At 30.9% G+C, this 17,581-nt stretch carries 15 protein-coding genes; 13 read left to right on the forward strand and 2 right to left on the reverse strand.

The window, feature by feature from the left end; genetic code table 11:
- Positions 1-139 precede the first annotated feature (139 nt).
- The 8 genes from Z053_RS0103740 (at position 140) to sucD (ending at position 7,532) form a co-directional block, all read left to right on the forward strand.
- Positions 140-1,369 (forward strand): HD domain-containing protein, encoded by a 1,230-nt coding sequence (locus tag Z053_RS0103740; RefSeq protein WP_025663696.1) that lies wholly within the window; start codon positions 140-142, stop codon positions 1,367-1,369.
- Positions 1,370-1,393: 24 nt separating this feature from the next.
- On the forward strand, positions 1,394-2,422 hold the full coding sequence (gene lpxD / locus Z053_RS0103745) for a UDP-3-O-(3-hydroxymyristoyl)glucosamine N-acyltransferase (RefSeq protein WP_025663697.1): 1,029 nt from the start codon (positions 1,394-1,396) through the stop codon (positions 2,420-2,422).
- A complete protein-coding gene (locus Z053_RS0103750; RefSeq protein WP_025663698.1) occupies positions 2,415-3,818 on the forward strand; it encodes a bifunctional UDP-3-O-[3-hydroxymyristoyl] N-acetylglucosamine deacetylase/3-hydroxyacyl-ACP dehydratase in 1,404 nt (467 codons plus the stop codon). The genes lpxD (Z053_RS0103745) and Z053_RS0103750 overlap by 8 nt, the downstream gene beginning before the upstream one ends.
- A 12-nt stretch (positions 3,819-3,830) precedes the next feature.
- The gene (gene lpxA / locus Z053_RS0103755; RefSeq protein ID WP_025663699.1) at positions 3,831-4,613 is read left to right on the forward strand and encodes an acyl-ACP--UDP-N-acetylglucosamine O-acyltransferase; all 783 of its coding nucleotides are present in this window, start codon (positions 3,831-3,833) and stop codon (positions 4,611-4,613) included.
- A gap of 41 nt (positions 4,614-4,654) precedes the next feature.
- Complete coding sequence (efp, locus tag Z053_RS0103760) at positions 4,655-5,221, forward strand: elongation factor P (RefSeq protein ID WP_025663700.1); 567 nt, start codon at positions 4,655-4,657, stop codon at positions 5,219-5,221.
- A 24-nt stretch (positions 5,222-5,245) separates the two neighbouring features.
- The gene (gene lpxD, locus Z053_RS0103765) at positions 5,246-6,184 is read left to right on the forward strand and encodes a UDP-3-O-(3-hydroxymyristoyl)glucosamine N-acyltransferase (RefSeq protein ID WP_025663701.1); all 939 of its coding nucleotides are present in this window, start codon (positions 5,246-5,248) and stop codon (positions 6,182-6,184) included.
- Complete coding sequence (locus Z053_RS0103770) at positions 6,177-6,584, forward strand: nuclear transport factor 2 family protein (protein WP_025663702.1); 408 nt, start codon at positions 6,177-6,179, stop codon at positions 6,582-6,584. Before lpxD (Z053_RS0103765) ends, Z053_RS0103770 begins: the two co-directional genes overlap by 8 nt.
- A 75-nt stretch (positions 6,585-6,659) precedes the next feature.
- Complete coding sequence (gene sucD / locus Z053_RS0103775; protein ID WP_025663703.1) at positions 6,660-7,532, forward strand: succinate--CoA ligase subunit alpha; 873 nt, start codon at positions 6,660-6,662, stop codon at positions 7,530-7,532.
- Positions 7,533-7,617: 85 nt separating this feature from the next.
- Here the strand turns inward: sucD and Z053_RS0103780 are convergent, their stop codons facing one another.
- Together Z053_RS0103780 and Z053_RS0103785 are read right to left on the reverse strand one after the other, a co-directional pair.
- Positions 7,618-8,415: a tetratricopeptide repeat protein gene (locus tag Z053_RS0103780; RefSeq protein WP_025663704.1), complete on the reverse strand. Its 798-nt coding sequence runs from the start codon at positions 8,413-8,415 to the stop codon at positions 7,618-7,620.
- Complete coding sequence (locus Z053_RS0103785) at positions 8,412-8,975, reverse strand: RNA polymerase sigma factor (protein WP_025663705.1); 564 nt, start codon at positions 8,973-8,975, stop codon at positions 8,412-8,414. The genes Z053_RS0103780 and Z053_RS0103785 overlap by 4 nt, the downstream gene beginning before the upstream one ends.
- 116 nt (positions 8,976-9,091) lie before the next feature.
- Here Z053_RS0103785 and Z053_RS0103790 point away from each other — a divergent pair, with 116 nt between their 5' ends.
- The 5 genes from Z053_RS0103790 (at position 9,092) to Z053_RS0103810 (ending at position 17,439) form a co-directional block, all read left to right on the forward strand.
- Positions 9,092-9,487 carry a hypothetical protein gene (locus tag Z053_RS0103790; protein WP_025663706.1) on the forward strand — a complete coding sequence of 132 codons (396 nt, stop codon included), beginning with the start codon at positions 9,092-9,094 and terminating at the stop codon, positions 9,485-9,487.
- Between the two features lie 2 nt (positions 9,488-9,489).
- Positions 9,490-12,234 carry a CHAT domain-containing protein gene (locus tag Z053_RS0103795; RefSeq protein ID WP_035094916.1) on the forward strand — a complete coding sequence of 915 codons (2,745 nt, stop codon included), beginning with the start codon at positions 9,490-9,492 and terminating at the stop codon, positions 12,232-12,234.
- A gap of 170 nt (positions 12,235-12,404) precedes the next feature.
- On the forward strand, positions 12,405-13,214 hold the full coding sequence (locus Z053_RS0103800) for a hypothetical protein (RefSeq protein ID WP_025663708.1): 810 nt from the start codon (positions 12,405-12,407) through the stop codon (positions 13,212-13,214).
- Between the two features lie 223 nt (positions 13,215-13,437).
- Positions 13,438-14,034, forward strand: coding sequence for a hypothetical protein (locus Z053_RS0103805; RefSeq protein ID WP_025663709.1), 597 nt, complete (start codon positions 13,438-13,440; stop codon positions 14,032-14,034).
- Positions 14,035-14,457: 423 nt separating this feature from the next.
- Positions 14,458-17,439, forward strand: coding sequence for a M16 family metallopeptidase (locus Z053_RS0103810; protein ID WP_025663710.1), 2,982 nt, complete (start codon positions 14,458-14,460; stop codon positions 17,437-17,439).
- Positions 17,440-17,581 lie beyond the last annotated feature (142 nt).

Consider the following 17,581-nt stretch of genomic DNA (forward strand, 5'->3'; position numbering starts at 1 on the left):
TTATTTTTTTTATTTATAAACTTAATATATAGCCTATTTATTCACTTTACTAAGAAAACTTTAATAATTTAAATTCATTTTGAAATGTTTTATATGCCTAGCATATATGTATATTTGCTTCCGTAAATGTAAGATGAACTTGAAAAAAAGAAATAAGCTTAAAATATTAAACGATCCAATTTACGGTTTTATTACGATACCTAATGAACTAATTTTCGATCTTATCGAACATAAGTATTTTCAGAGGTTACGTCGCATATCTCAGATGGGCCTCTCATATTTGGTATATCCGGGAGCGCATCATACTAGATTTCATCATGCTTTAGGATGTATGCATCTTATGCAAAAAGCTGTGAGAGTTCTTAGTTTTAAAGGGATTAGCATTTCTGAAGAGGAAGAAGAAGCCCTTTATGTAGCGATCTTATTACACGATATTGGCCATGGTCCTTTTTCTCATGCAATGGAACATAGCATCGTAAATGAGGTAAATCATGAGTCTATTTCTCTCATGTTTATGGAAAAGATTAATGAAGAATTTAACGGTAGTTTAACGCTGGCAATTCAGATTTTTAAAGGAGAATATCATCGTAATTTTTTGCATCAGTTGATTTCGAGCCAATTGGATATGGATCGTTTGGACTATCTGAAACGCGATAGTTTTTATACCGGTGTGGCCGAAGGAAATATTAATAGTGAACGCTTAATTACCATGCTTACTGTTGTTAATGATGAATTGGTAGTAGAAGAAAAGGGGATTTATTCTGTAGAAAAGTTTTTATTGGCCAGGCGCTTGATGTATTGGCAGGTATATCTTCATAAAACAAGTTTGGTAGCAGAGAATTTATTGATTAGAGTATTGAAAAGAGCTAAAGAATTGGTAGAGAAGGGGGCAGAACTAAAAGCTAGTGAAGCACTAACATTTTTTCTCGAAAATAAGATAACAGCAGAAAATTTTACTACAGAAGTTTTAGAAACATTTTCTAGATTAGACGATTATGATATTATTTCTGCAATGAAAGAATGGTCTCGTTCAGAAGATTTTGTTTTAAGCATGCTGTCTTCAATGATTATTGATAGAGATCTTTTAAAAATAAAAATTAAAAAGAAACCTTTTCAGAGTCATAAAAAAGAAAATCATATCGAAAAATTTAAGAAACAATATAAAATTTCTGATGAAGAAGCCCGTTATTTTATTTTTGAAGGGACTATTTCTAACCAGGCCTACCACCTTAATAAGCAGAATATAAATATTTTATATAAATCAAGAAAAATTGTAGATGTAGTTAAAGCTACAGATGAGTTTAATCTTGAAGCCCTATCAAAACCAGTAACCAAATATTTTATGTGCTATCCAAAGCACAAACATTAACACATTTTTTATACTTTTGCTAGAATGATTTTTACAGCCACACAAATTGCGGGTATTTTGAACGGGGAAATCGAGGGAGATGAAACCGTCGAAGTATCTAAACTAGCTAAAATTGAAGAAGGAACTAAAGGTTCATTAACCTTTTTGTCAAATCCTAAATACACCCAATATATCTATTCTACTGATGCATCAATAACTATTGTAGATAAAAACTTTGAGGCAGAGTCTACAATTAAAACAACTCTTATTAGAGTAGATGATGCATATAAAGCTTTTTCTCAACTGCTAGAGTACTATAATATGGTAAAGATGAATAAAGCAGGGATAGAACAACCGAGTTTTATTTCTGAAACAGCATCTTTTGGAGAAAATATTTATTTCGGAGCATTTTCGTACATAGGAGATAATGTGAAAATTGGTGAAAATGCTAAAATTTTTCCTAATGTATATATAGGAGATAATGTAACTATTGGTGATAATGTAATTGTTTTTGCTGGTGCAAAAATATATTCAGAGACCATAATCGGAAATAATTGTGTAATTCATAGTGGAGCAATAGTAGGGGCAGACGGTTTTGGATTTACACCTAACGAAAAAGGAGAATATAGTAAAGTACCTCAAACCGGTAATGTTATAATAGAAAATAATGTTGATGTAGGAGCGGGTACAACTATTGATAGAGCTACACTAGGATCTACAATCATACGTACAGGAGTAAAACTAGATAATCAAATACAAATTGCTCATAATGTAGAAATAGGAGAGCATACAGCAATTGCAGCTCAGACAGGAATTGCAGGATCTACCAAAATAGGTAAACATTGTCTTATTGGTGGGCAAGTTGGTATTGCAGGACATCTTGTTATAGGTAATAATGTAAAAATACAAGCCCAATCAGGTATAGGAAGAAATATAAAAGACGGAGAAGCTATTCAGGGTTCCCCTGCTTTAGGATACTCTGACTTTAATAAATCTTATGTACATTTTAAAAATCTTCCCAAAATTGTGGATAGAGTATACAAACTAGAGAAAAAGATAAACAATAATGAGTGATATTGTCGTAGGAAAACAAAGAACCATTAAAAAGGAAATAAAGCTTACAGGTGTGGGCTTACATACCGGAAAAGAAGTAACATTAACTTTTAAACCGGCACCAGAGAATCATGGCTATGCTTTTTGCAGAATTGATCTTGAAGGCAATCCAATTATTGAAGCTGATGCTAACTATGTTGTAAATACACAACGTGGGACAAATCTAGAGAAAAACGGAGTTAGCATTCAGACATCAGAACATGTGCTTGCAGCTTGTGTTGGATTAGAAATCGATAATCTTTTGATAGAGTTAAACGCATCAGAACCTCCTATTATGGATGGTTCTAGTAAGTTTTTTATCGAAGCTCTTGAGCAGGCAGGAATTGTAGAACAAGAATCAGAAAGAGAAGAATACATTGTAAAAGATGTAATTTCTTATGTAGACGAAGAGTCTGGTAGTGAAATTATTGTAATGCCATCTGATGAATATCAGGTGACTACAATGGTTGATTTTGGAACCAAAGTATTAGGAACTCAAAATGCTTCTTTAAAACGTCTTTCAGATTTTAAAAAGGAAATAGCAGATGCTAGAACTTTTAGTTTTCTACACGAATTAGAAATGCTGTTAGAACATGGCTTGATTAAAGGAGGAGATTTAAATAATGCTATAGTGTATGTGGATAAAGAATTAAGTCCAAGTACGATGGAAAAACTTAAAGTAGCATTTGGAAAAGAATCTATCGCTATAAAACCTAATGGTATATTGGATAATTTAACTTTACATTATCCAAACGAGGCTGCACGTCATAAACTATTAGATGTTATAGGGGATATTGCATTAATAGGAACAAGGATTAGAGGAAAAATCATAGCTAATAAGCCTGGACACTATGTAAATACCCAGTTTGCTAAAAAGCTTTCTAAGATTATAAAAATAGAAAAGCGTAATAAAGTTCCGCAATTTGATCTTTCTAAAGAACCTTTAATGGATATTAATAAGATCATGGGGATGCTTCCACACAGGCCTCCTTTCTTGTTGATAGATAGGATTTTAGAAATGTCTGATAAACATGTGGTTGGTCTTAAGAATGTAACCATGAATGAGCCGTTTTTTGTAGGACATTTTCCGGGAGCACCAGTAATGCCAGGAGTGCTTCAGATTGAAGCTATGGCTCAAACAGGCGGGATTTTAGCATTGAGTACAGTACCTGATCCAGAGAATTATCTTACCTATTTCATGAAAATAGATAAAGTAAAATTTAAGCAGCAAGTATTACCAGGTGATACCTTGATATTTAAATTAGAATTGATAACACCCATTCGTCGAGGTATTTGTCATATGCAGGCTTTTGCTTATGCCAATGGCAAATTAGTTACCGAAGCAGAGCTTATGGCGCAAATTGTAAAATCAAAATAATCAATAAAATAGATGAATCAACCATTAGCATACGTTCATCCAGGAGCAAAAATTGCAAAAAACGTTGTAATAGAACCTTTTACGACCATACATAATAATGTGGTAATAGGAGAAGGAACCTGGATAGGTTCTAATGTTACCATTATGGAAGGAGCGCGCATAGGAAAAAACTGTAGTATTTTTCCGGGAGCTGTTATTTCTGCGACTCCTCAGGATAAAAAATTTAATGATGAAGATACTATAACCGAAATCGGAGATAATACTACGATTCGAGAATGTGTTACAATCAATAGAGGGACTGCAGACAGAATGAAAACCAAAATTGGAAAAAATTGTTGGATTATGGCGTATTGCCATATCGCTCATGATTGTATTGTAGGTGATAATTGTATATTTTCTAATAATAGTACATTGGCTGGCCATATTAATGTTGGTGATTATGTTGTTTTAGCTGGTATGGCTGCGGTACAACAATTTTGCAGTATTGGTAATCATGCATTTGTAACAGGAGGATCATTAGTACGTAAAGATGTACCTCCATTTGTTAAAGCTGCCAGAGAGCCTTTGTCATATGTTGGAATTAACTCTATAGGTCTACGCCGAAGAGGATTTACAACAGAAAAAATAAGAGAAGTACAGAATATATATCGAATTTTATATCAACAGAACTATAACAACACTCAGGCAGTTGCAATTATCGAAGCAGAAATGGAAGCAACACCAGAGCGTGATGAGGTTTTAGAGTTTATTAAGAACTCTCAGAGAGGAATTATGAAAGGATATTTTTCTAATTAAGTAATTCGATACAGATAATAATCATAAGAAATTAAAGAATAATGGCAAGTACTAGTGATATCAGAAATGGATTGTGTATCAAATACAATCACGACATCTATAAGATTATTGAGTTTTTACATGTAAAACCAGGTAAAGGACCTGCTTTTGTGCGTACAAAATTAAAAAGCGTTACTACAGGAAAAGTGATTGATAATACATTCTCTTCGGGACATAAAATTGATGATGTACGAGTAGAAACACATAAGTTTCAGTATTTATATGCCGAGGGTGATACTTTTCATTTTATGAATACCGAGGATTATAATCAAATTACATTACAAAAGTCTACTTTAGATGCTCCTGGTTTATTAAAAGAAGGAGAAGTAGTGACTGTTATCATTAATTCTGAAGATCAAATGCCTCTTTCTGTAGAAATGCCTGCTAGCGTTATTCTTGAAGTAACAGCTACAGAGCCAGGTGTTAAAGGAAATACGGCTACCAATGCTACTAAACCAGCTACTGTAGAAACCGGAGCAGAGGTAATGGTACCTCTTTTTATCAATGAAGGAGATAAAATTAAAGTTGAAACAGAAAAAGGGACGTATAAAGAAAGAATAAAAGAATAATATTTTATATCCCAAATTTTTATAATGAAATTTCCACAAGCGCATACCTTACAGCAAATAGCTACTATTATATCGTCAGAGTATGTAGGGGACTCTAATTTCCCGGTTTTAGGGATGAATGAAATTCATGTGGTTTCTCCAGGAGATATAGTTTTTGTTGATCACCCAAAGTATTACGATAAGGCATTACAAAGTGCTGCAACGGTAATTTTGATTAATAAAGAAGTAGAATGCCCAGAAGGTAAGGCACTCCTTATTTCTGAAGATCCTTTTAGAGATTTCAATATACTTACAACATATTTTAGACCCTTCAAAAAAGCAGATTCTTTAATTTCGGAAACCGCTAAAATTGGTAAAAATACAATTATACAACCAGGTAGTTTTATTGGAAATAATGTAAGTATTGGTGATAATTGTATTATTCATGCCAATGTAAGTATTTATGATAATACTAGTATTGGTAATAATGTTACTATACATGCAGGTACTATTTTAGGAACCGATGCTTTCTATTATCAGAAAAGACCTCATGGATTTGATAAATTAATTTCTGGAGGACGTGTAGTAATAGAAGATAATGTAGATTTAGGGGCATCCTGTACAATAGATAAAGGAGTTACCGGCGATACTATTATAAAAGAAGGAACCAAAATAGATAACCAGGTACATGTTGGTCATGATACTGTAATAGGTAAGAAATGCTTGATTGCATCTCAAGTAGGAATTTCGGGCTGTGTTGTTATTGAAGATGAAGTGACGATCTGGGGACAGGTTGGTATTACCAGTGCTATTACAATTGGTAGTAAAGCTATTATTTCTGCACAATCAGGAGTGAGTAAATCATTAGAGGCTAATAAGAGTTATTTTGGTACTCCTGCAGATGATTTTAGGAAAAAATATAAGGAGATTGCATCAATACGGCTAATTCCTGATTTAATAGATAAATTGAAAAAAAATGAGTAAAACAGTTAAGGATATAGTACGATCTTTTTATGAAACAGATCTTATTCATAATACTGAAGCCTTTTCTGAGTATTTACATCCCGAAATTGAATTATATTGGAATAGTAGTTTTGGGTTTAATAAGAAAGATTTTAATGATATTAAGACCATGTTTAATGAAATGGCATTGTCTTTTGAAGCTCTGAGATGTGAAATTAGTCACCTAATAGTCGAAGGAAATACAGCGACTATACGATATACATATTTTGTTCAAACTATCGAAGCGCCAGATAAAGAAGAGCCTATAGCTCATTTTATTACAATTTGGGAACTTAAAAATGATAAATTATATAGAGGATATCAAATAAGTCAACAAGGAGATAATGCTCCAGAAAGTATAATGTCATTTATTTCAAAATAATTAGTTTTTCATTTCAACCATAATTTTCAAAAGCTTACTTTTGGAGCTCTAAAAAAAATAAAAAATCATAACGCAATGAGTGTTTTAGTTAATAAAGATTCAAAAATTATTGTACAAGGGTTTACAGGTAGTGAAGGTACTTTTCATGCAGGCCAAATGATCGAGTATGGAACAAATGTTGTAGGAGGGGTTACTCCCGGAAAAGGAGGACAAACTCATTTAGATAAACCCGTTTTTAATACTGTAGAAGATGCAGTTAGAGAAGTAGGTGCAGATACTACAATTATTTTTGTACCACCAGCTTTTGCCGCAGATGCAATTATGGAAGCTGCAGATGCAGGAATAAAAGTAATTATTACAATTACTGAAGGTATTCCCGTTGCAGATATGATTACGGCATCAAACTATATTAGCGATAAAGGATGTAGACTTATTGGTCCAAATTGCCCAGGGGTAATTACTCCGGGAGAAGCAAAAGTTGGTATTATGCCAGGGTTTGTATTTAAGAAAGGTAATGTAGGTATTGTATCAAAATCAGGTACGCTAACCTACGAAGCAGCAGATCAAGTTGTAAAACAAGGACTTGGGATAACTACTGCAATAGGAATAGGTGGTGACCCAATTATTGGTACCACTACAAAAGAAGCGGTTGAACTATTGATCAATGATTCAGAAACAGATTGTGTGGTTATGATTGGTGAAATTGGAGGTCAATTAGAAGCAGATGCTGCAAAATGGATAAAAGAAAGCGGAACTTCTAAGCCTGTTGTAGGTTTTATTGCTGGAGAAACTGCTCCTGCCGGACGTACTATGGGACATGCCGGAGCTATTGTTGGCGGTAGTGAAGATACTGCAGCTGCCAAAAAAGCAATTATGAGAGAATGCGGAATTCATGTTGTAGACTCTCCTGCAGAAATAGGTAAAAAAGTTGCCGAAGTACTCGGTTAGAAATTATACGATTAATCTCAAAAAAATGAGATTAGTTTATTGCTTATAAAAAAACTTATAATGAATTTTCATTATAAGTTTTTTTTTATAGCTTACTTAAAAGCTCTGATGCTTCTTTAAATTTATAATTACTTGAAGACTCTGTTATTTGAAATAATATATTCTTTGCTTTTGACACATCATTCTTTTTAAGAAATAATAAAGCTTTATACCATTTACCTTTGGGGCTATCTATAAACTTGTTTTCTATTAATGTATTAAAACTAATTTCTGCCTTGTCAAATTGCCCTAGTTCCATTTGAGAAATTCCAGTATAAAGATATATGATTGCTTTATTCTTTTGAGCAGTAGAAAGCTGCTGCTCTAAAATACTTAATGATTGATCGTATTCTTTAGCTTCAAATAATTTTTGCGCTTTGATTAGTAATTTTTGTTCGCTATTTCCTCGGTCTATTAAAGATGGTAATTCGGATAAATTTATATAATTGGCATATAATTCATTAGTAGAAGTTTTAAAAGGCGAAAAAATAGTGAGACCAATGATAATTAAAATGACAGCGATACCTGCGTATAAAAACCAAGATTGACTTCTTTTCTTTTGTTGTAGCTGATATTTAGAATTTACTATATGTAATGTGTTTTTTAATGTTTGGGTTGATTCACTTCTAAATAATACTTCATACTCATCAATTTCAGAATGGCTGGTATTGCTGCTAATACTCCATTCAGAATCATTTAAATTAAGAAAGAGCTGTTTCTCAAAATTCACTTTTTCACGAAAGTCTTTATCGTTTTCCATTCTCGATAAAACGAGATCTCTTTCTTTTTCTGTGAGTTTATTGTTTAGAAAATCCTGAATTAATATATGTTCATCTATACTCATAGTTTTTTTAGAGAATTATAACGCTTATCGTTTTTGATTACTTCAGATAATTTTGCTTTACATTTAAAAACACGCTGCCTGGCAACAGTTTCAGAATTGTACCCCATTGTTTTTACAATATCTTTATAAGAGATATTATTAAAAAACATGGTTAATACTTTTTTGCAGTTATCCGAGATTAAACTCAATTTTTCGGTAAACAATTCCCATCTTTTTTGCTCTAGAATTGATAATGCGAGATTACGTTCGGCAGGTACTAGTTCAATAATCTCACTATTTGTTACCCTGTTTTTTGATATTTTTAACTCTCTACGCCATAAATTCTTACAAGTGGTAAATAAATAGGCTTCAAAACTACTCTTGATTTCGAATTTTTCTCTCTGGTAACGTACGGTAATCTGTAACAAAGCTTTTTGAAAAATATCTTCAGCATCTTGTTGCTGTCCTTTATTTTGTAAAATAAACTTTCTAACTCTAGGAAACACCAAATTATAGATGTTCATAATTCCTTTAGAATCATTGTTTAGTAAACTAGTAAGGTGTTGTATTTTTTCGGCCATTAAGAGATTGTAAATCCATTATACGAAAATAATTTTTTTATCTTCATTTGGGTAACAAAATTGATGTTTTGGTAACTTATAAAGTGAAATTAAATTAATTTGTAAAAATTATAACGATGAAAAGAAGTTTTTTTTTAAACATAGTGTTAATTATATGTACATTCTTTTGTATTGTAAGTTGTACATACGATACTGATATCCCTGAACGTGTTGTTACTAAAAATGTAAATACTAAATTAATTAGTGTAGATAATACAATGGAACTTTTAGTTGAATATAGAAAAGGAACTTCTGCATCTACAAAAAAGAGAATACGAAGTAATTATATTATTACAGGTCTGTTGTTAGGATGGGAACAATGTAAAATAAAGGATAATGAAAATGTAGAAGTTTGGATAGTGAATCCCGAAATATATTATGCAAAGGATCCTGCGCCAATTACTGATAGTGATAAGGAAGATATGGAAAGATTAATGGAGAACGCTAATTGTAAAGATTATAAGAAAAATTAATATTGAAATCGTCGTATAAATTTCTTTGGATTGGTTTCTTGTGTATAACGGTAAATAGTAATGCTCAGGATCTATACAGATACTATGAATCCTTATGGAGCCGTAATAATATCACTATTTCTAGTGTACAAAAAGAAGTTGATAGTATTATAAAAATTTATGAAACTAAAGGAGAGGTTTTGAATAGCATTAGAATTGCTCACGAATTTTCTAAAAAACTTTATACAGAAGATTTATATGAAAAGGGAATTAAGTATGTAGAATATGAAATATCGTTATACAGAAAGCTACATTTAAAAAATAGTAAGTATGCAAAAGCTCTATATAACTTAGGGCTTTTTTATGCTCTAATAGGAAATTTTGAAAAATCTATATCGTGTTATCAAGAAGTAGTAACTATTGATGTAGATGAATATACTACCGCCAAAGCCTTTTGTGAATTAGGGAAATATTATTTTAAAAAAGGAGATTTTTTTAGATCAAACGACTACTATTCTCGTGGTCTTTCTGAGCTAGAAAAATTTGACAAAAAAAAGCTTTTGATTAAAAAGTATATTGATTATTCTCATGTTTTATATGAAATGCGGACTAGAAATAGTTTAGACCGAATGTTAGAAGTACTAAATAAAGCCAATCAACTTTTTAGTCTAATTTCTAATTATTCATTAAAGGATTATAATACCTTAAATAATGATTACGTAAATTATTACAATACCCAAGAAAGATTAGATTTTTATAAAGCCAGATATTATTGTTCTAGAAATTTAAATAAAGCCATACAAAACAATGATTCTACTTTTATCTATGCATCATATACTAATCTGGGAATTTTGTATACAGATGCTAAGGATCAAAAACAAAAAGACAGCGTTCTTTTCTTTTTAAATAATGGATTAAGATATTCTCGAGGAAGAAAAGAGAAATCTATAGTATATCATCAATTCAGCAATTATTTTTTTGAAAATAAAAAGTATCAAAATGCACTTGATAATATCCAAAAATCTCTAGTCGCCAGTACTCATTTAGATGGGGGTATTAAAGCATTACCCAAGCTTAATGATTTAACAATTTCTGATAATAAGTATAATATTTTATTAGCATTGATTCAGAAAGCAACGATTCTTATAAAATTATATGAGAAAGAAAACAATAGTAAACATATTGAACTTGCTCTTTCTAATTTGTTATCAGCAGATAAATTAGTAGATATTTTACTCAATGTTAGTAAGGAAGAAGAATCAAGACTAAATTGGCGAAAAAAAGCTTCAGAAATTTATCTAAAAGGAATATTGGTATGTGAAATTCTTGATGAAAAAGAAAAGGCCTTTTACTTTTCAGAAAAAAAGAAAGCATTACTCTTAACAGAAGATATCCTCAAGAATACTAATAAATGGCAATTACCTGATGAAGTATTAGAGCGTGAAAATGAACTTAAAAAACAGATTCTAGATCTAGAAAATTTAATTTCTTCTCAGAAAAATAGAGATAGTATTAAGAAGTTGGAGTATAATCGTTTTGAATTAAAACAACAATACCAGAAAGAAGAAGACTCTTTACAAATGATTTTCCCAGATTATTACAAAGAGAAAGAAACGACTAGCATAATTGATTTAAAGAATATTCAGGAAACTTTAGATAAGGACAGTGTTGTTATATCTTATGTTAGTAATATGGGTGATGATGATGATTCTTTTAGTGAATTGTATGCTGTTTTGGTTTCTAATACCAAAACAGAAATAATAAGAATAGGTGGATTAAAAGTTGTAGAAAAATTGATTAGAACATACAGAAATCAATTGTCTAAACCTTTTGAGGTAGAAGAAGATCGATTAAGATTTCAAGAAATAGCTTCTCAATTATATGCTTTATTGATGCCAAAAGGCAAAATCTCAATGTCTTTGAATCAAAAACATCTCATTATAATTCCTGATGGTAAACTACAATATATTCCTTTTGAATCTTTAGTAGTAGATAAGAATACAAATCGATATCTTATAGAAGAAAACGAAATAAGTTATGGATATTCTATGTCTTTTTTACGACATAATGCTACAGTGCATAGAAAACCATCTATGGATTTGGTGGCCTTTGCTCCAATAACTTTTGCACATAGTGATTTAGAGGATATTGCCAATAGTATCAATGAGATTAATGCTATTAGTGATTATATACCTATAAAAAGTTATATAGAAGCTGAAGCTTCTAAACAAAATTTTTTATCCAAAACAGAGAATCATAAAATAATCCATCTGGCTACGCATGCTAATTTTTCGGATAACCTTCAAATAGCATTTAATGATACTAATCTAGAATATCATGAGTTATATACGTCCAGAAATCAAGCAGAATTAGTGGTATTAAGTGCTTGTAATACATCTTTAGGAGAAATAGCTAAAGGTGAGGGTGTTATGAGTTTGGCTAGAGGGTTTTTCTATGCAGGGACTAATACGGTGATTTCATCTCTATGGAATGCTAATGATAAATCTACAGCTCTGATAATGGAAAACTTTTATAGTAATTTAGACAAAGGGCAAACCAAATCAGAGGCTTTACATAATGCAAAAATTAAATATCTAAACTCGGCTTCTTTATCAGATGCATCACCTCATTATTGGGCAACATTTGTGCTAATAGGTGATTCAGAAACTAAATTATTTTCATCAAACGTTCTCTTTTATGAGATCATATTTTTTCTTCTTTTAATACTGATAATCAGTATTCTAATAGCTCTTGTCAAAAAAAAATAATTTTTTTGGGTAACAAATTAATGATTATAGTCACAGGACAGGGTAATTATTAAAAGAGTGTCGCTTTCCTTTCTTAATTATACCATAAAAATTCTTTCGCGAAGAATAGACATAAACTATGAGTGTCTTTAAATGTTTATAGTATTAATACAATTAAAATTATAATAAATATGTTACACAAATCAAAAATTATAATAACGTTACTTTTAGGTTTTTTACTGTTTTCTTGTACAGAAGAGAATAATACAGACTTACAAAAAAATGAAATAGAGAACGTATTAGATAGTTCTAAAAATGCTTTAAAATATTGTAATGGATCAGAAGATTCAAAAAATCCATATAATTATGTAGGCGAAATACATAATGAAATAGTTAACGCGTTTGTGATAAATCATTCTAATGAAAAACTAGACGTTGATGAAATTGTTGCTGTTGTAGAAAATTTGGCGAATGTTAATCAGAATTTTTTAAGAATTAAAGATGAAGAGTACACTCCTGTAGATTCATCAATCATATTAAAAGGAGCTAATGATTTTGAAAATAATTTTCATACCATCATAAATTCTCTGGATTTGTCTTTGCAAGCAAAAGATAAATTAGTAACTGTAGTTGATTATCTATTCGATAAAGCATATTCAAGTAGAGAACCTAATCTAGAAGATGTTCAGAAAAATTTAATAAAATTCGAAAATGATATTTTAAGCAACAAAGGTTTCAATGAATTGGAAAAAAGAACAATTTTATCAGCTATTTCTACAGCAAGATATTCTACATGTTATTGGTATAATTATTACGGTGCTATAAAAGTAGCTGATAATTCCATTACAAAGAAAAGAAAATGGTGGCAGTGGCTTATAGTTGGGGTTGCAGATGTCGGAGGTGCTATCGCTGGTAGCGCAGGAGGGCCAGCTACTGCTGTGACAACAGGAGCATCAGCAAGTACTACTGCTTATAATTTGACAAACCCAAGAAATAAATAAAAAGTTTGGGTTTTGTTCGTAATAGCATAGCCCCATTTTAGTATAGCGTGAGTTCGAATTGTGAAAATTAATGGTTTTCATGAATTATTTATAAATAGAACTCATGCTATGAAGTGATTTAAACTTTTTAAAACCATTTAAAAAGTTTAAATCACTTCTATGTTAAAAATTTAGGTATTGTAAAGCAAACCGCAATAATTTTAATTTGTATTTATAGATAAATATGAAGTTTTCTTCAATTAATATATTTACTTTCTTTCTAATTACTTTTATGTTATTAAGTTGTGATAATATAAGTTATGACGGATGTGTATATATAGTATCACGAAATTCGAAAAGTAAAGAAGGGGATTTAGTTTTAAAATATAATTCTACTTCTAATAATATTTCACACATTGGTATTGCACTAAGTAAAGGTGTTGATGCATATGTATATAATGTTAGTTATGACAGTATTAATAGTTTTGGCTCTTCATTAATAAAAGAAAAATTAGATCTTTTTTGGTCTTCCCCAAATAAAGAAGATAATAGAATATGGTCATTACCAGTTAGTAAGGAAGATTTCGAAAAAGCAAAAACATACATACGCAAACTAGAAAAGGAAAAAATCTTTTTTGATTTTAACTCTAAAACAGATCTAGGGTTGTATTGCTCAGAATTCGTTCACAATGTTTTACTGTATGCTAATGATAAAAAATTTCAGGTAAAACCTATTAGTAAAAAATTAAAAGGTTATGAAAGGTTAATAACCAATGAAGAATACTTATCTTATTATCCAGCAGATTTTTTTCTTGAATATTTAAAAATAAAAGAATTGTGAATAATCTATTTAGTGTATTTAATGATTTTTCTCTTCCCTAATTACATATATCTTCAATACCAGTATTTCCTTTTTTAAAAATCCTACAATGTAATCTAATTGTACTACAGAAGCCTTTTGAAAAACTTCTCTTTTAATCTCCTATGGCCTACTTTACGATGCTTTGCCTCTTAGAGAAGAAAAGTTTGAGTACCTAAGGTTTTTCAATAAAAACCTTTCTTTTATTGAATACTTGGTTATACCTGTATCAAGGCAGTTTACTATTTATAATTTACTCTTCTTGTATAATTCTATTCCTGTTAAAATATTCTTAATATTTGTAACATTGATAATAACTACACGTATTATAGTACATTAATTATAAACTAACTCATATAATCACTCTGGTGTTATAAAGACACTATAAAATAATTAAAATAACGTATGAAATTAATTAAAACGATTTTGTTATTGCTGTCAGTCATTTGTCTTAGCAATTGTAAAAAATCATCACCAGAAACGAATGTTTCGCAAGAAATTAAAGTCGAACAACATACCGACGCAGCAGGTTTCAACTATGAAACTGTAACCAATGATCCAACAGGGTTAAGATTATATACCCTTGAGAATGGCTTAAAAGTATATTTGGCTAAAAATGAGGAAGAACCAAAAATTCAAACTTTTATAGCTGTACGAGCTGGTTCTAATTATGATCCAAAAGAAGCTACCGGGCTTGCTCATTATTTAGAGCATATGGTTTTTAAAGGTACTGATGAGATAGGTACTCAGGATTTTGAAAAAGAAAAAGTACTGCTACAGCAGATTTCTGATTTATATGAACAGCATAAAGTAGAAACAGATGCAGATAAAAAGAAAGAGATCTATAAGAAGATAGATGAAATTTCTTTCGAAGCTTCAAAGATTTCGATATCGAATGAATATGATAAAATGATAAGCTCTTTGGGAGCAGAAGGAACCAATGCACATACGTGGTTTGAAGAGACCGTATATAAAAACAAAATCCCAGCTAATGAATTAGATAAGTGGCTTACTGTAGAAAGCGAGCGATTTAGCCAGTTGGTGTTACGTTTGTTTCATACAGAGTTAGAAGCAGTTTATGAAGAATTTAATAGAGGACAAGATAATGATGGGTGGAAATCATACGCAGCAATGCTAGAAGGCTTGTTTCCCAATCATCCATATGGGCAACAAAAAACAATTGGAACCTCTGAGCACCTTAAGAACCCTTCAATGGTAGCGATACATAATTATTTTGATAAATATTATGTTCCTAATAATATGGCGATGGTATTAGTTGGAGATATTGATTTTGATCAAACCATACAAAAAGTGAACAAAGCTTTTGGCGGTTTCGAGAAAAAAGAAGTAGTTCACCCTGTATTACCAAAAGAAGATCCGATAACCAGTCCGGTTATTAAAGAAGTATTTGGACCTACTGCCGAATCTGTTTCTATAGCATTTCGTTCTGCTGCTATAGGTACAAAAGAAGAAAAATTACTCACATTAGCAGATATGTTACTGGCTAACGGTAATGCGGGTCTAATTGATTTGAATTTAAATCAGAAACAAGTCGTTCAAAATGCAGGTTGTTCACCTACATTTTTAAATGATTATGGGTACCACCAATTTTATGGATCACCAAAAGCAGATCAAACTCTGGATGAAGTAAAAGATTTATTACTTTCTCAAATTGATAAATTAAAAAAAGGGGAGTTTGAAGATTGGATGATCTCTGCAGTGGTTAATGATTTAAAACTTAGTCAAACAAGAGAATATGAAAATAATTCTGCATTAGCCTCAGCATATTATAACGCATTTATTCATAGAGAAGATTGGAAAGATAAAGTCGAATTCTTAAATGAACTTAAAAAAGTTTCGAAGCAAGAATTAGTAGATTTTGCAAATTCTTTTTATAAGGATAATTATGTAGTGATATATAAGCGTAAAGGAGAAGATAAAAATATTACCAAGGTAGAAAACCCTGGTATTACACCAGTAGAGTTAAATAGAGATAAACAATCAGAATTTATCAAGGCATTTGCTCAGCAAGAAACACCTCCTTTAACACCTAAGTTTATTGATTATAAATCGGCAATTAAAGAAACTAAAACCGATAGCGAATTAAAAGTATCTTATATTGATAATCCTAATAATGATTTATTTAATCTTAGTATCATTTTTGATATGGGAAGAGATAATGATCGTAAGGTTTCTCTGGCAACAGGATATCTAGATTATTTAGGTACAGATAAATACTCTCCCGAAGAGTTAAAGAAAGAGTTCTATAAACTCGGAATTGATTATTATGTAAATGCAGGTTCAGATAAAACGTATGTTGGTATTTCTGGATTAAAAGAAAACCTTGATGCAGGCTTGGCTTTATTAGAACATTTATGGACTAATGCAGTTCCTAACCAGGAAACATATGCAAAATACGTAGATCAGATCGCAAAAGGACGTCAGGATGCGAAAACGCAAAAAGGAAACATTTTGTGGAATGGATTGATGAATTATGGTATGTATGGCGATAATTCTCCTTTACGTAATATTTATACAATAGGAGAGTTGCAAGCTGTTAATCCACAGGAATTGGTAGATAAAATCAAAGAACTTCGTAATTTTAAACAACGCATATTTTATTATGGTAAGGATATAGATGCTGCAATTGCATCAATAAACAAAAACCATAAAGTACAAAATGAATTGTTAGACTATCCAGAAGAAGTTAAATATGTCGAAAAAGAAACAGGAGGTAATGTCTACTTTGTTGATTATGATATGGTGCAAAGTGAAATGATATTTTTGGCAAAAGGATCAGAGTTTGATCCAGATAAAATGGCAGCTTCAAGATTGTTTAATACATACTTCGGGAGTGGATTGTCATCTATAGTATTTCAAGAAATAAGAGAGTCAAAATCACTGGCATATTCTGCGTTTTCTGCATATTCGACGGCATCAGAAAAAGGAGATTCGAATTATGTATACGCGTATATAGGCACTCAGGCAAATAAAATGCCTCAGGCAGTAGATGCAATGATGGATTTAATGACAAATATGCCAGAAGCAGAAGAACAGTTTAATGCTGCAAAAGAAGCAACATTAAAGAAAATTGCTGCCCAGCGTATAACCAAATCTAATATTTTCTGGACTTATGAAGGGTTAAAGAAAAGAGGGATCGATAATGATAATCGAGAAGAGATGTATAATACTATTAAAGATATGACTCTAGATGATCTTAAATCTTTCTTTAATGAAAATATAAAAGGAGAAACCTATAATGTACTTGTAGTAGGTAACAAAAAAGATGTAAATATGGATGCGTTATCTAAATTAGGTGTGGTTAAAGAAATGGATATTGATTATCTTTTCAACTATGAGAAGAAAAATGAAGATATAAAACTGTAAAATCAGATAAACGATTATTAATTTATAAACCCTGTGAGAAATCACAGGGTTTATTGCTGTTGACCTGTTTGTAATTCTTATATTTGAATTCACAATGCAAATTATAAATGGTTTAGATACCACAAAAATTAGAAACATAACG

Origin of the sequence: Aquimarina megaterium XH134, from assembly GCF_000520975.1 — a bacterium.
Taxonomy (GTDB): Bacteria; Bacteroidota; Bacteroidia; order Flavobacteriales; family Flavobacteriaceae; genus Aquimarina; species Aquimarina megaterium.